Origin of the sequence: Cytobacillus sp. FSL R5-0377, from assembly GCF_038004385.1 — a bacterium.
Lineage (GTDB): Bacteria > Bacillota > Bacilli > Bacillales > Cytobacillaceae > Cytobacillus.
Map to the genome: position 1 here is coordinate 1839067 of NZ_JBBORA010000001.1, position 14811 is coordinate 1853877.

Below are 14811 nucleotides of genomic sequence, written 5' to 3' on the forward strand. Positions count from 1 at the left end.
TCATCTCTAACTATATCAAGTACTATAGCAAATAAATATGAACAATTTATGAAAGCTTCAATACTATGTTTCTTCCTTAAATGTCTCAACAGCTCTTTACATTCGTCACCATGATTCTGCCTATATGTTAAAATAGAAAAAAAATACAGAGGTGTTTTTCTTTGCCAGATTGGTCGTATCACCCTATTTTCAAGCCAATACTTCAAAAACTGCCTCCTTCCTTCAGCCGGGAATTTATCCACCGCGGAATGAGCATCATCGCATCCAGCCGTATCGGTGAAGCTTTAATAGAATTCCTTGGTCATATAAAACCATCCCAAAAAATCTCGAAAAATGTATTTGGCATTCATTTTGCAACTCCAGCAGGGCTTAGTGCCAGGATGGATCCCCAATTATCGGGGATAAAGGCTTTTCAGAACCTCGGGTTTGGTTATCTTGAGATTGGCCCTGTTTCCATTAGCGGATCAGAAGAAGAACTCTATATAAACCCAAAAGAAGAAAAGATACATAGACTTGCACCATCCTCAGTGGATTTACCTGCAGCAAAGAAGCAGCTTCAGTCTCTTAAAAAGAAGAAGCTTCCATTTTTCACTAAGGTTGAAGGAAATGATCAAGAGGCAAAGCTAATTTGTGAAGAGCTGCTGCCTTTTAGTGATGGGTTTATTTTAAACAGCCAGACCTTTCCATCAGCTGATCAATTTATCCAGCTGAAAAGTGAAATGGATAAACCTATGATTCTCTCACTTTCAGCAGACTTTGACATAGAGAGGATTCATGACTATGGCCCGGACGGAATTCTCCTTGAAGACTACAATACCCATGAAGAACTCCTTCAGCAGCTGACAGCCCTCAGGAAAAGATTCAGCAGGGAGTTTCCCATCATTACTTCGGGCTGCATTAAAGAGCCGTTACATGCGATTACACTGCTTGAAAGCGGAGCTGCGCTAATCATGTTAGGCGATGAGTATATTTTCGCCGGTCCCGGTTTGCCAAAGCGGATCAATGAAGCCTATAGCCGTACAATTCCAAAGGAGCCTGTCAAAAACGGCGGATGGCTCTGGTATTGGCTGTTTGGCCTGGCTATAACCATTGCAGGGTTCATTGCCCTTTTCTTCAGCATGACTTCGGTGATTCTTCCTTATGATGAATCTTTTTTGGGAATTCTCAGGAAAGATATTATCTATTTTAACCCTGCCGTTTTATACTTCATGGCCCATGACAGAATGACGCTTTCAGGAACAATGATATCAGGCGGAATCATCTATATGCAGCTAGCCAGACATGGAATCAGACATGGCCTCCACTGGGCAAAAAAAGCAGTCAATATAGCTGGCACGATTGGGTTTCTGGGGATTCTCCTTTTTATTGGCTACGGATATTTTGATTGGCTGCATGGGCTGTTCTGGCTTGTTTTACTGCCCCTTTTTACTTTGGGCTGGATAAAATCAAGAAAGGCAAGTGCGTCGCCCGCCAGTTCAAACCTGTTCAATACTCCTGAGTGGAAGCTGAGCTTAGTTGGTCAGCTATGCTATGTCTTATTGGGTTTTTCTTTAACAGCTGGCGGAGCCGTCATTTCAGTCATTGGAGCTTCACATGTATTTGTGCCTTCAGATCTCACTTATCTTTGTCTTACTCCGGAAGCTCTTAACACATTCAACGATAAATTGATTCCAGTGATTGCACATGATCGTGCAGGATTCGGTAGTGCACTGTTAAGCGTGGGCCTGCTAGTCTTGATGCTGGCTTTATGGGGGATCCGCGAGGGTGAACGCTGGGTATGGCGGACCTTCGCCATAGGGGCCATCCCGGCATTCGCAGCTGGTATCTTAACTCACTTTTTTATAAATTATACGGATTTCATCCACCTGCTTCCAGCTTACTTCGCATTGCTTTTATATGGGATAGGGGTTGTGGCAACCGCACCGTTTTTATTAAAAAAAACAAGATCCTGAAACCTGTCAGGATCTTGTTTTTAAATTATTCTACTATTTCCACACGTACGCTTTTTCTCCCCCACTCAAGGGCATCCCCCTTGTTAGGAATGAACACGTCGATTGAATTTCCATTGATGCCGCCGCCTATGTCTGCTGCTATTGCAGTTCCATAACCTTCGATTTTAACAATAGAGCCCAGCGGAATGACACTCGGATCAACCGCAATCACTTTTGCATCAGGATATTTTTTTAGATCCAGTCCCATTCTCGTCACACCTGAACAGCCTTCACAGCTCGCTGTATAGGCTGTGCTTTGTACAGTCAATGTTTTGCCTGCCGCTGTCCCGCGCTTTGCCTTACGATCAAGTGCGGCTCGTGTCTTAGATCCCGCAATTCCATCAGCCGGTAAGCCCTGCTGTTTTTGAAAACTTTTGACGGCGCTCACTGTGCCATTTCCATAAATACCATCTAAATTCGATTTATAGTGGCCTGTTTGTTTTAATTGATATTGAATTTGAATGACTTGCTTTCCGATGTCCCCATATCTCAGCACTTTTAGTGCGTGATTCGTTTGCGGTCCGGCAATCCCATCAGCCTTCAAATTGCGCTTACGCTGAAAATCCTTAATAGCTTCAACTGTGATGCTTCCATAATATCCTGTCGATGTATGATACGGGAATACCCCTTTTGTCATCAGGTAATCCTGCAATTCGGCCACATCAGATCCTGATGATCCATTTGCAAGTGTCCGGTCCCCAAGCGCTGCTTCTGTAAATGAAGGAGCTGCCAGCATGAGAGCCACAGCTGCAAATACCACCAGCATGTTCCTAAATCTCTTTAACATAAAAAATCCTCCCCAATTTCTTTTTACATAAAAGAATTCGAGAGGATTAGACATTATTCGTGTATTGAAAACAGAATCACAACGTTCGGCCCTCAATCATCCATTTTCTTGTAATAATGTGTTCTATTTTGTCTGCGCATATAATACCCAACAGTATCAAAAGGAGCTGAAGACCTTTAGCTTCAGCAATTTGAGCTATTTCCATATATCCATGTACCAATCTAACCCAAAAATTTCTTTTTCCTCAAAAGGCTAGCTCTGCACTATTTGAATAAGGTTGCCGCATGTATCATCAAAGACAGCCAATGTGACATCACCCATTACTGTCGGCTCAATCGTAAACTTCACGCCTTGGTTTACTAATCGGTTATATTCTTCATGAACATCTTCTACGCCAAACATAGTGGCCGGAATTCCATCCGCAAATATCTTCCTTTGGTAATCTTTTGCTGCCGGATGTACATTAGGTTCGAGCAATACCTCCGTACCGTCCTGGTCTTCAGGAGAAACAAGGGCAATCCACCTGTGTTCTCCGACTGGAATGTCATGCTTTTTAACAAACCCGAGCGTTTCTGTATAAAATTTTAATGCCTTATCCTGATCCTGGACGAAAATGCTTGTAACTACAACCTTCAACATGTTTTTGCCTCCCTTGATATTTGTAATGGGTGCAAGCCAGCCGGCACTCCATTTAGTAAATTACTCTAACCATCCTTTCAGCAAATTCTTCAGTGGCTGGTTATTAAAAATAATTACCCGATATTTTCCCTTTCGTTCGGATCTAATAAGCTTTGCATCTTCCAATACAGAAAGATGCTTAGCTATTGCCTGCCGGGAAATGGACAGGCTGTGCTTCATAATGAGACGAGCAGTCAGTTCATACAGCGTCATCTCTTTGCGCTCGGACAGTTCGTCCAATATAAGCCGCCGAGTCGAATCACCAAGAGCTTTGAATATAATGTCTCTGTCCCAATTCATAATATGAGTATAAGCAACCACAGGGTTACTTGTCAATACACGCAACCCTAAAGTTGCCCAATAAATGTACAGTACCGGAACAAGTCTAAAAGGTTAAATCCAGAGGACTGCATACATCATTCTTAATTAGTAAAAAATATTGAAGAGGTGAGAACAATTGGAAAAGGATAATATAATGCTTACATCTTCCGAAATAGGTACACTATGGGGGGAGTATGTAAACGGAACAATGACCGATATCGTAAATAAGTATATGAATTCTATAATAGAAGACGAAGAAACAAAACAAGTTTTTGAAACTGCCATCAAGACATGGAAAAAGCAAAAGAAGCAGCTTGTTTCCTTCATTGTGAAGGATGGCTTTCCGGTGCCCAATGGGTTTACAGAGTCCGACCTCAATGAAAATGCAGGCAAATTGTTTTCTGACATATTCTGCTTAAATTACTTACATATTATGACGATACATGGTTTGCTGGGGCATACAACCGCATTAAGTGTTTCGGTCAGAAAGGACTTAAGGGAGTTTTACAGTTCATGTGTGGACGATGCAAAAAATATGTATGAGTTAACTATTGAGCTGCTGCTGAAGAAAGGTGTTTTTCAGCGGGATCCCTATTTTTATCCAAACGTGAGCCCTGAAATTATTACCTCAAAAGATTTTACGGATGGAATCTTTGGAAAAGGCAGAGTTCTATCTTCCACAGAAATCATCAGCATTTCTCTTAACATTAAAAAAGGAATTATGGCAAAAGCTCTTTCCATCGGATTCAGTCAAGTTACAGGATCGAAGGATATTAGGAAGTTTTTTGAGGAGCTGGAAGAAGCAGCCGATGAAAACCTGCAGGCCCTGTCAAAAATCTTGCACGAGGATAACCTGCCAGTGCCAAAGTCTTTGGAAACAGAAGTGACAACATCAAAAGACTCTCCATTTTCCGATAAATTAATGCTTTATCACATGGGTTTTCTGGTTCAAACTGCACAAGTATATTACGGGACGGGCCTGGCAGGATCCATGCGGACAGACCTGGCATTAACTTATGAAAAAGCAATCCTGAAATCATTGGGAATCACCAGAAAATGGTTCGGAATAATGGTGAAGAAAAAGTGGCTAGAACAGCCGCCGCTTGCTCCCAATCGAAAAGAACTGGCAAAGGGTGAATAAGTTATCCCCTCATTTGCGTGTGGTTTACCGGCTGGTGAGCCGTGCTGGCCTCTCACAGTTCCAGCCCGGCTCTTCTTTATTAATCTCCACCCCCGCCGCAGCTTGAGCATGAGCTGCAGGATGAGGAGCTGCAGGAACTGCAGGAGCTGCCCGAACCGCAGCTTGTACAGCTTGATGAAATCTTGCTGCTGATCTTCATGTAACTGGCAAATTCGTCATAATGAAAATAGGAAACAGATAAAAAAGGAACGAGCATGGCGTTATAGTTTTGCTGTTCTTTTCTTTTTCTCATCATTTCTTGTATGACCTTTCTTTCATAGCTTTTTACTTTCTTTGCCGATTTTTTCATGGCAGAAACAAGCGCGAGCACCGTATTTATATATTGGCTATCTCTCTTAAAATAGAGGTCTGCTAATTCATTTTCCGGCAAATTCTTAAAATCATCAATTATATTTTGGGGTACAGGGAATCTGTAAAACCCCTTATAAATATGGATATTTTCCTGTCTAATGAAAAAGAGCTCACCATACACCCAATCAAAAAATCCTCGCAGATCAGGTTCAGGCGACTTTTTTAGATTTGGACTATGATGAAGAGTGCTTCCCAAATATTTTTTTGAAAAGTCATCATACTCACGGGTAAACATGAGCATCTGATGCCACAGGCCGTCGACTTTTTCGCTGAACATAGGGGACTCTTTTAAAAGAGAAGTCATAATAAAGTAGCGTTTTAAATCCAGCAGACGCCAGCTGTACTCATTTTCTTTAAGCTTAACTTCTTTCCTTACCCTCTCTTCAACGTTTCCCATATAACTGCTGCTAAGGGACTTCTCCAGATGATCACTTAGCTTTTTCAACCCTTTAACCGGTTTTATGTCTAATGACTTCGGAGATAAGCCGAATTTAAGTGAAAGCTTTTTTCGCAGACATAAAATAGACCAGATAATCACTATAAGCAAAAGTAACCAGACCATGTCATCCCCCCTCTTTCTACTATTACGAATTTCACCGCCGAAAGTTCCATATTTTTCAAAATCACTATTCTTTAGCTCAAAAAGAAAAGGCTGCCCTGCCCGGCAGCTGCTCCATATATGTACTATTTAATTTAATATCACCCCTGCGAAATTCCCTCTTAGTACTTGTTTCTTATTCTGGTTTATACAAAGGAATGATGCAGCAATAGCCATTCTATTTGAATCTTTCTCTTCATACCTATCGATCGTGACTTCACAAAGAATGGTATCTCCTGTAAATACAGGTCTCAAAAACTCAAAGTTCATCGTACGGGCCAGCACGTTTGCGTCACCGCCTATCTTGGTCGGCAGAGTCGCCGTCAATAATCCTTGTACCACAAGCCTCCCCTGTTCATCCGGTGTTATATGGTGAATACCTGCATCCCCCGATATCCCTGTAAATAATTCAACATCCCTCTTTGTAAAGGTCCGTTCAAACGAAATGACCTCTCCAACTTTTAATGGCATAAAAATCTCCCTCAATATTTGTTTTTAGTTCAAAACCTTTTCCATTTCAATTTCATCTCTGATCGGGATACCATCGTACCCAATAAAGGGTATACCGGGTTTTATCTTTCTTGCTTCCATCACGGCATTATGAATAATTCTGGACATGATAAATCCCCGTTTTTGATAAAACTTTAAAGCTAATAAATTATCATTTGTAGTTATAAGTTTAATGATTTTACAATTTTTCTTTTTAGCAAAATACTCGACTTCCTGAACTAACGTTGTTCCAATCCCCTTGCCTTCTTCCGTACTGTCTAAAGATATAATTTCACATTCCATATCTTTAATTATGTAAGTAATTAAGCCAATGATTTTATCTTCTTCATTTAGAACAGCAAATCCATCTAATACACTGCAATCATAGATGCCGCTGGAAATAACCATTTCCGTGCTCCCCCAATGCAGCTTAAAAAACTTTATTATCTTATCTTTCGGTACATCCTCAACTGTGAAAATATTCATTTTAGCCACCTTAATTTTATAAATTCAATATTAATTATCTTAAATGGCCCTCCAGTTAACAACCTTTTTATTCCATTTCACTTAGAAAATTAAACCAATTTCCCTTTAGCAAAAAAGTGCTCTAATGTTAGAATAGTTTTAATGGTATATTTTTGGAAATGGGGTCAAGGGTATGGAGGACGTTATATTAGAAATTAATGATCTGAGAAAGAGCTATGGTTCGAAGTCAGTGCTCAACGGTGTTTCTTTTGGGGTAAAACGCGGGGAAATCATCGGGTATATCGGTCCGAATGGCGCTGGAAAGAGCACTACTGTCAAAATCATGCTTGGCATTGATGATGACTATTCAGGACAAGTCAAAATCTTTGGCAAGGATATATCCGATAAAGATATCGAGTATAAAAGAAAAATTGGATATGTTCCGGAAATCGCTGAAGTATACGATAATTTAACCGGCCAGGAATACTTAACCTTTGTTGGCGAGTTGTATGGTCTTGATGCTGATCTTGCCAGCAGCAAGGCAAAAAATCTGATGGAGCTATTCGGCATAGGGGAAGTCTATCATTCACGGATCGCTTCTTATTCAAAAGGAATGCGCCAAAAGCTGCTCATTATTTCTAGCCTGCTGCATAATCCGGAACTTCTGTTTTTCGATGAACCCATCAATGGCCTGGATGCAAATAGTGTCATGATATTTAAAGAAATCATGGCCCAGCTGGCCGAACAGGGAAAAACGATCTTTTATTCATCACATATCATGGATGTGGTCGAAAAAATAAGCAGCCGCATTATTCTCCTGCATGATGGAAGAATCGCAGCAGACGGTACTTTTGAAGAGCTAAAGCAGCAAAATACGGAAGGTTCACTCGAACAGATCTTCAACCAGCTTACGGGATTCAGTGAACATAAGGAACTTGGAGCCCGATTTGTGTCGGCTGTAAGGGAGATGTAGGGATGCAGAACTATCGCACTCTTAAACTATTGGATCGTTTTGAGCGGATTTTTACCAGCTTTGGAGTAGATTACAAGGTTATGAGGAGACTCCTGCAGGTAAAGCTGACGATGGATGGGCGGCGTGTGCCCACCATTTTCTCACAGAATGCCAAAAAAGATAACAAAGAAAAGAACAATCAGTATATAAAATCTTTATGGATTTACGTTTTGTTTGGCCTGTTTTTAATTCCATTTGTGCTTATTGGGGACAATTATCTTTTCCAGATGAGCCTTTTTTATGGGGTGTTCACCTTTTTTGTCATGACCTCCATAATTTCCGATTTCTCTTCGGTTTTATTGGATATCCGAGATCGGAATATCCTGTTTCCAAAGCCGGTCAGCCGAAAAACAATCAGCACGGCAAAAATGGTCCATGTAACGATTTATCTTTTTTTCCTTACTATAGCACTTGCGGGAATTCCCTTAATCGTGGGACTTTTCAAGAATGGAATCTTATTTTTTCTAGTGGCTGCTGTTCACATCATCCTGATCGACCTATTGGTTGTTGGCTTAACTGCGCTCATCTATCTATCGATTTTGCGGTTTTTTGATGGGGAAAAATTAAAAGATATCATCAACTATGTTCAAATCGGGCTGTCTCTGATGATCATGGTAGGCTATCAATTGCTGATTCGCTCCTTTGAGTTTATTAACTTAACGATTTCACTTCAGCCAAAGTGGTGGCAGGTATTCATTTTTCCGATGTGGTTTGGGGCTAATATGGAAATGCTGATGAAGGGTCGTTTCGAGCCATTTTATCTCCTCTTCTCAGCATTAGCAATCCTCACTCCCATCCTGTCTATCTGGATATATCTGAAATTTACAGGCACCTTTGAGCAGAACCTGCAAAAGCTTGCTTATCATGGAAAAGCCAAAGAACCAAGGCGGAGAAAAGCAGGGGAAATGCTTCTTAGCCTCATTTGCCGCTCGCCCGAGGAGAGAGCCTTTTTCCGCTTTGCCGGCAGCATGATGAAAAATGAACGGGACTTTAAACTAAAGGCCTATCCATCCCTTGGTTTTTCCATTGTGATTCCGTTTATTTTTATTATGAATGTTCTCAGGGATGACTTCGGCCAATTATCAGACAGCAAGTCCTATTTAACGATATACTTTAGCTTGATCACTATTCCGACCATCATGATTCTTCTAAAGTATTCAGGAAAATATAAGGGTGCCTTTGTCTACCGGGTTGCTCCGCTCAAACAGCTGAATCCGGTATTCAGCGGTACCATCAAGGCATTTATCTTCAAGTTATATCTGCCTGTCTACCTTCTTCTTAGTGTTCTATTTCTTTTCCTGTTCGGAGCAAGGATTCTGCCGGACCTTATCGCCTTATTTATTAGTGCCTGTCTATATGCAGTTATTTGTTTTATGGCATTAAAGAAAGCCCTGCCCTTCTCGGAGTCTTTTGATGACTACAACCAAAACGGCAGCACTGCCATTATCTTTGGATTGATGTTTTTGGCAGCTTTATTTGCCGGCCTGCATTTCGCCAGCACTTTCCTGCCATATGGGATTTATCTATATTTGGGGATTGGCTTCATTTGTCTCGTGACTATTTGGAGGCCGGCTTTCAATGTTTCTTGGGAGCGGATTATCAAAGGATGATGCCAGACATGCTATTACAGTTTCAAAAATTACGCCGCCATTATAGGCTTTGCTCTTTTTGCATTCAACTGGAGCAACTAAAAATAGACATCCTTCAACAGGATGTCTTCTTATGTTTTAATCAGCTGAACAAAAACCAGCATGATAAAAGATATTCCTATCATACACGCCACCCATAGCCAGGCCATCTCCATATTGCCTGAATCAATGGCTACATAAATAGCAGTTGGAATCGTTTGTGTTTTTCCAGGGATATTGCCGGCAAACATTAAAGTCGCACCGAATTCCCCCAGGGCTCTGGCAAAGCTCAGTATGCCGCCTGAAATAATAGCCTTATAGGAAAGGGGGATCGTGATATTCGTGAATAACTGAAAGGCATTCGCCCCATCTACCCTAGCGGCATTTTCAATGTCACGATCAATCGCTTCAAAGCCTGTCTTGGCAGACTGATACATAAGTGGAAAGGCGACAACCGTCGAAGCAATAACAGCAGCCCACCATGTAAACATAATTGGCTGTTTAAAGATAAGCTCAATGAACCGGCCTGCAAAACTATTTCTTCCAAAAATAACAATCAGCAAAAATCCTACAACAGATGGGGGTAATACTAACGGCAAAAGAAAGGCGGTCTCAGCGATGGCTTTCCCTTTAAATCTTTTATTCGCCATGCTCTTTCCTATGATAACGCCCAAAATAATTGCCAATACTCCTGATACAGCTGCAACTTCAGCAGATAATAAGACTGGTGACCAAAAATCAGTAGCCATATCCTTATTTCAGCCCTTTAAATCCATACTCTTCAAATATACTCATTGATTCTTCGTTTTGAAGAAAATCATAAAAAAGCTTAGCTTCCTCCGGATGACTCGTATCCTTAATTACACCCAAAGGATAAATAATAGGACCATGAGTATTTTCATCTGCTGTGTCCACAATATCCACATTGTCAGAAATGAGTGCATCTGTTTTATAGACAATTCCGGCATCCACATTATTGGTCTCTACATATGTAAGGACTTGACGGACGTCTTTGGCATACACCACTTTTTCTTTGAGGCCGTTCCAAATATTCATGTTTTTTAATGATTCCTTAGAATATTTCCCCGCAGGAACCGACTCCGGTGTACCGATGGACAACCTATCTGCTTTTGACAGATCTTGAAACGATTTGATTTTCGCCGCTGAATCCTTGGGCACCACTAAAACAAGCTGATTCCCGACCAAATCAATTCCATTCTTTTCTTCCATCAGTCCATCCTTTACTAATTGATCAAACTTATCCTCTGAAGCTGAAAAGAACAGATCAGCGGGTGCTCCCTGCGAAATTTGCTGCTGAAGTGAGCCTGAAGCTCCAAAGTTAAAGTTTACATGCACATTAGGGTGTTCTTTTTCAAAGCTTGCTTTGATATCTGATAGGGCATCCTGCAGGCTTGCTGCTGCTGAAATCGTCAATTCCACTTTCTCTTCAGCTTCATCCTGCTTCACTTCTTCTGTATTTTTAGACTGGCCACTGTTTGAACATCCGGCCAATAATAAAAAAAGGACCATTGATGAAAGAAATAACAGGGAATTCTTTTTCATTATGCCCCCCCTTTCCAATTAGTTATATCTGATTATAACTGCTAATGCCCTGGATATCAGCGGTAAGGACATTGTGACAATACCTCTGGGAAAAACAGTGAAAAAACTCCATTTTTAGGGCTGGAAAAAAAGAAGGCACAAGGGCCTTCCTTATAAAAATAATTGAACCAGCATTGGCTTGCTTTAGTACAGCTTATTACTGATATTCTCAGATATTTCCATTTTCACTTTTGAAGCTTGTTCATAGTTTTTCATGGTGATCCCCGTGCAGATAAGATCGATTAAATAAAGCTGTGTAATTTTGGCTACTAATGAACCGCTGTCTAACGGGCTTTCCTTTACAGAGGTCAGTAAAATATAATCCGCGTATTTGGCCAAAGGTGATTTCACATAGTTTGTTAATACAATCACAGTAGCTTTCTTTTCATTGGCTATATTAACGGTGTCGACAATATCCTTTGTGCTGCCTGTTAAACTTATGGCAATCACAACGGAATGTTCATCCAGGGAGGTCGCCCTCATTACCTGGAAGTGAGGATCTGTGACGACATCAACATGTTTTCCTATTCTCATGAGGCGATTTTGCATATCAAGCCCGGCAATTCCGGAAGAGCCTATGCCAAATATCACTACATCCCTGGAACGGACTATCGCTTCGATGCTGTTTTCAAGAGCTTGATTATTCAGCATATTATATGTATCTTCAATGGCATGTACCATGTTTGTGCGGATGCGTTCAATATAGGTCTCGTCACCCGTCTGACTGGAATTACCAGATACCTCTTGCGCGAGCGAAAATTTAAAATCCTGGAAGCCTTTAAAGCCCAGCTTTCTGAAGAAACGCAGAACTGTAGCCTCTGCAGCTCCTATTGCTTCCGATAATTCCGTTAATGAATGGTATAACACCTTGTCTGTATTCGTTAAAATATATTCATGAATTCTATGGTCGGATTTAGTAAAGTTGTGTTTATGCTGTTCCATTAATATAGTAGGCTTCAGCCCTGTCATTTTTCTATTTGTTTCCATAGTAACCCCTCTGCTAGCTTTTCCTGTTCATGTCCAAAAAGTGCTTGGCTGCTCCTAATAAATTGGCTTTGTTTTCATGTGCGGCAATTCTCATCCGAAGCGACTTCCAGTGGTTTTGCATTACTTTCTTCGCTAAAGACGATTGTATCTCTTCCAATAAAAAGTCTCCTTGTGCAGAAATTCCGCCGCCAATCAGTACAAGCTCGGGGTTAAAAATATGAACAAGGCTCTGAATGCCTGTCGCCACATCATCTGCCCACTGTACAAATAGGTTATTAGCTTCCTTACTTCCCTCTCTGGCAAGCTCGAAAAACTTCTCTAATGGAAGGTTCACACCCATTCTTTCCTCCACTAGCTCTGATAGGGCTGAACTGGAAGCATACCTTTCATAACAGCCATTGTTACCGCAGGTGCAGGGCTTCCCATTTGGGTACAGATTGATATGCCCGATTTCCCCGGCTGAAAAATTGGCTCCTGTGTATAGCTTACCATTTAAGAATAACGCACCGCCAATCCCCGTGCCAATAGTTACACAGAGAAAATCATCCATATCTTTAGCTGCACCTTGCCAATATTCACCTAATGCTGTGCAATTCACATCGTTTTCGACCGTAACCGGCAATCCGGTATGTTTTGAAATAACCTCAGCCAGACCTGTACCGGTATATCCCGGAATATTATCCGTTGCATGCACCACGGTTCCATTCTGGTTATCTATCTGCCCTGCTGAGCTGATGGCAATGCCCTCGACTCTTGCCTGTTTCAACAACATATCACAGATCATCTTCACTTTTTCTACTATTAAAGGACCGCCCTTATAAGCCTCAGCCGGGATGGAATCAAGACTAAAAAGCTCTCCTGCGTCTGAAGCGATGCCATATTTTATAGATGTTCCGCCAATATCAATAACTCCAAGCTGCATGTTTGTGCTCCTCCCTTACAATTGAAAAAAGAGAAAACCCATACCAGGTTTTCCCCTCCACCTATGAGCATCAAGGCTACTCCCTATTCATTTAGAAAGCGATACTCCAATGCTCCATCATCTTTCATGGAAATAAACAATCTTTTATTATATTCTTCACGTTCTTCCGGATAATCCTCACGAAAATGTGCGCCTCTGCTTTCTTTTCGTTCCAGCATGGCCTCAAGGAGGATTTGCGAAAGCTTGAAGAAGTTTCGTGCCTTAATTGTCAGCTTTCGGGTTGCCTGCTGTTCGAACAATCTACCTAAATCAAGCTCTGACTCGAGCTTTCTGATGGTTTCTAATGCTTTTAATAGACTGTCCTTATTGCGCACGACATTCCCATGATACCACATGAGTTTTTTGATCGATTCAATAGCCTGATGAACTTTTTTCTCCATATCTATAACAGGACCTTTTGTTTGCACCTGAACGCCAAACATGTTCTCGATCTGTTTCAATGCTTCAGGTTCAGAAATTTCCTCACGGCTTTGTGTTTCGATATACCTGACACAATCTGCGGCAGCCCTTTTGCCAAATACCATGCAGGCGCCAGTCGAATTTCCTCCCAATCGGTTCGCTCCCTCAATATTGCAGGACAGCTCACCAATGGCATATAATCCGTTCACACCGGTTCTGCCATACGTGTCAATATAAACCCCACCGTTGCTGGCATGGGCAAATGGGGCAATACGAATTTCATTCTCAAAAAGATCAATATTTCTCTCTTTCAGCCAATTTAAATAGACCGTGTAGAACTCTTCCCCATTTTCATATAACTCGGACCGATAAAAAAGCCTGAATCCGCGGTCATTCCGATTCACGATGATGTTTTTCATCATCGCGATATCAACATACTTCGAATCAAGTGAATGGGTAAACGGACCGTGTGTGCTCCTGATCTGCAGACATTCCTGCTTCGACATCTCCTCAGGCAGCATAGAATCCAGTAAGCTGCTCCCTGCTTCATCGACTATATCATCACAATACATTAATGTATGTTCCCCAAAGAGGGTTTTATATTTCGGAGCCGTAATGCCTGGAATGAATTGAATATATTCCATGTTTACAAGACGGGTCCCTGCTTCGACAGCCAGGATATGGCCGGAGCCATCCACATCATTGGGATTTAAGTTATGCTGAAAAATACTGCCGAATCCGCCCGTTGCTAAAATGACAAATTTGCATTCCACCATAACGAGGTCATTATTCTCATCTAAAAGTATGGCTCCCGCCACACGGTCATCTTTCTTCAGCAAAGTAAGGACGATTGTCTTTTCCAGGATAGACAGGTTTTCATACTCTGCAAAAATAGTTCTCACATTTTCGCGAATCTGATCCCAGTCACTTAATAAATAGATATCCCGTTCATGTTCAGCGAAACAGGCTTTACGCTCTCCTTCCAGCTTTTTCGCCTTCACACCAATCTCCTGATATTCCTTTACACGCTTCGGAATTTCTTTTACATACACCTCAGCTAAATCCCGCCCATGCATGCCATGGCTCAAGCTTTCAATATCTTCAAGAAATATCGATTCATCTTCATGATCTTTTGTCACCTGAGTTCCAAGGGAGGCTTTCAGCGGAAAAAAGCTTGAACCTGAACCTACCTGCATTTTTGTCACCATCAATACATCGGCCTGTTGATCTGCAAGCTCTTTGCTTACTTTTATCCCGGCCAGCCCGCTTCCGGCCACTAAGACATCCGTCTTTATTTTCTTTTTTATTTGAAACATAGTC

15 protein-coding genes are annotated in these 14811 nt (G+C 41.4%); 4 read left to right on the plus strand and 11 right to left on the minus strand.

The window, feature by feature from the left end:
* Positions 1-161 precede the first annotated feature (161 nt).
* Entirely contained in the window at positions 162-1952 is a 1791-nt protein-coding gene (locus tag NSQ49_RS09295) for a dihydroorotate dehydrogenase (RefSeq protein ID WP_159862291.1), read from the plus strand.
* A 25-nt stretch (positions 1953-1977) separates the two neighbouring features.
* Here the strand turns inward: NSQ49_RS09295 and NSQ49_RS09300 are convergent, their stop codons facing one another.
* The 3 genes from NSQ49_RS09300 to NSQ49_RS09310 form a co-directional block, all read right to left on the minus strand.
* The gene (locus NSQ49_RS09300) at positions 1978-2778 is read right to left on the minus strand and encodes a peptidoglycan-binding protein (protein WP_159862292.1); all 801 of its coding nucleotides are present in this window, start codon (positions 2776-2778) and stop codon (positions 1978-1980) included.
* Positions 2779-3030: 252 nt separating this feature from the next.
* On the minus strand, positions 3031-3414 hold the full coding sequence (locus NSQ49_RS09305) for a VOC family protein (protein ID WP_251283590.1): 384 nt from the start codon (positions 3412-3414) through the stop codon (positions 3031-3033).
* Positions 3415-3477: 63 nt separating this feature from the next.
* A complete protein-coding gene (locus tag NSQ49_RS09310) occupies positions 3478-3756 on the minus strand; it encodes an ArsR/SmtB family transcription factor (protein ID WP_159862447.1) in 279 nt (92 codons plus the stop codon).
* Positions 3757-3931: 175 nt separating this feature from the next.
* On the opposite strand from NSQ49_RS09310, the gene NSQ49_RS09315 reads away from it, so the two are divergent.
* Entirely contained in the window at positions 3932-4918 is a 987-nt protein-coding gene (locus NSQ49_RS09315; RefSeq protein ID WP_159862448.1) for a DUF3231 family protein, read from the plus strand.
* Positions 4919-4997: 79 nt separating this feature from the next.
* Here NSQ49_RS09315 and NSQ49_RS09320 read toward each other — a convergent pair whose 3' ends face one another.
* From NSQ49_RS09320 to NSQ49_RS09330, 3 genes are all read right to left on the minus strand, one after another.
* Positions 4998-5891, minus strand: coding sequence for a hypothetical protein (locus NSQ49_RS09320; protein ID WP_159862293.1), 894 nt, complete (start codon positions 5889-5891; stop codon positions 4998-5000).
* 126 nt (positions 5892-6017) lie between these two features.
* Positions 6018-6398 (minus strand): hotdog domain-containing protein, encoded by a 381-nt coding sequence (locus NSQ49_RS09325; RefSeq protein WP_159862294.1) that lies wholly within the window; start codon positions 6396-6398, stop codon positions 6018-6020.
* A gap of 24 nt (positions 6399-6422) precedes the next feature.
* Entirely contained in the window at positions 6423-6902 is a 480-nt protein-coding gene (locus NSQ49_RS09330) for a GNAT family N-acetyltransferase (RefSeq protein WP_251283517.1), read from the minus strand.
* Between the two features lie 172 nt (positions 6903-7074).
* Between NSQ49_RS09330 and NSQ49_RS09335 the strand changes: the two genes are divergently transcribed.
* Positions 7075-7854, plus strand: coding sequence for an ABC transporter ATP-binding protein (locus NSQ49_RS09335; RefSeq protein ID WP_251283519.1), 780 nt, complete (start codon positions 7075-7077; stop codon positions 7852-7854).
* Between the two features lie 2 nt (positions 7855-7856).
* Complete coding sequence (locus NSQ49_RS09340; protein ID WP_251283520.1) at positions 7857-9503, plus strand: hypothetical protein; 1647 nt, start codon at positions 7857-7859, stop codon at positions 9501-9503.
* 110 nt (positions 9504-9613) lie between these two features.
* Here the strand turns inward: NSQ49_RS09340 and modB are convergent, their stop codons facing one another.
* The 5 genes from modB to NSQ49_RS09365 all read right to left on the minus strand — a co-directional run bounded on the left by modB (position 9614) and on the right by NSQ49_RS09365 (position 14807).
* A complete protein-coding gene (gene modB / locus NSQ49_RS09345; RefSeq protein ID WP_159862298.1) occupies positions 9614-10270 on the minus strand; it encodes a molybdate ABC transporter permease subunit in 657 nt (218 codons plus the stop codon).
* Between the two features lie 4 nt (positions 10271-10274).
* Positions 10275-11084, minus strand: a complete 810-nt coding sequence (gene modA, locus NSQ49_RS09350; RefSeq protein WP_159862299.1) for a molybdate ABC transporter substrate-binding protein — start codon at positions 11082-11084, stop codon at positions 10275-10277.
* Between the two features lie 183 nt (positions 11085-11267).
* A complete protein-coding gene (locus NSQ49_RS09355) occupies positions 11268-12110 on the minus strand; it encodes a MurR/RpiR family transcriptional regulator (protein ID WP_251283521.1) in 843 nt (280 codons plus the stop codon).
* 13 nt (positions 12111-12123) lie between these two features.
* Positions 12124-13032, minus strand: coding sequence for an ROK family protein (locus NSQ49_RS09360; protein WP_251283522.1), 909 nt, complete (start codon positions 13030-13032; stop codon positions 12124-12126).
* An 83-nt stretch (positions 13033-13115) separates the two neighbouring features.
* Entirely contained in the window at positions 13116-14807 is a 1692-nt protein-coding gene (locus NSQ49_RS09365; protein ID WP_251283523.1) for an FAD-binding protein, read from the minus strand.
* Between the last annotated feature and the right edge of the window lie 4 nt (positions 14808-14811).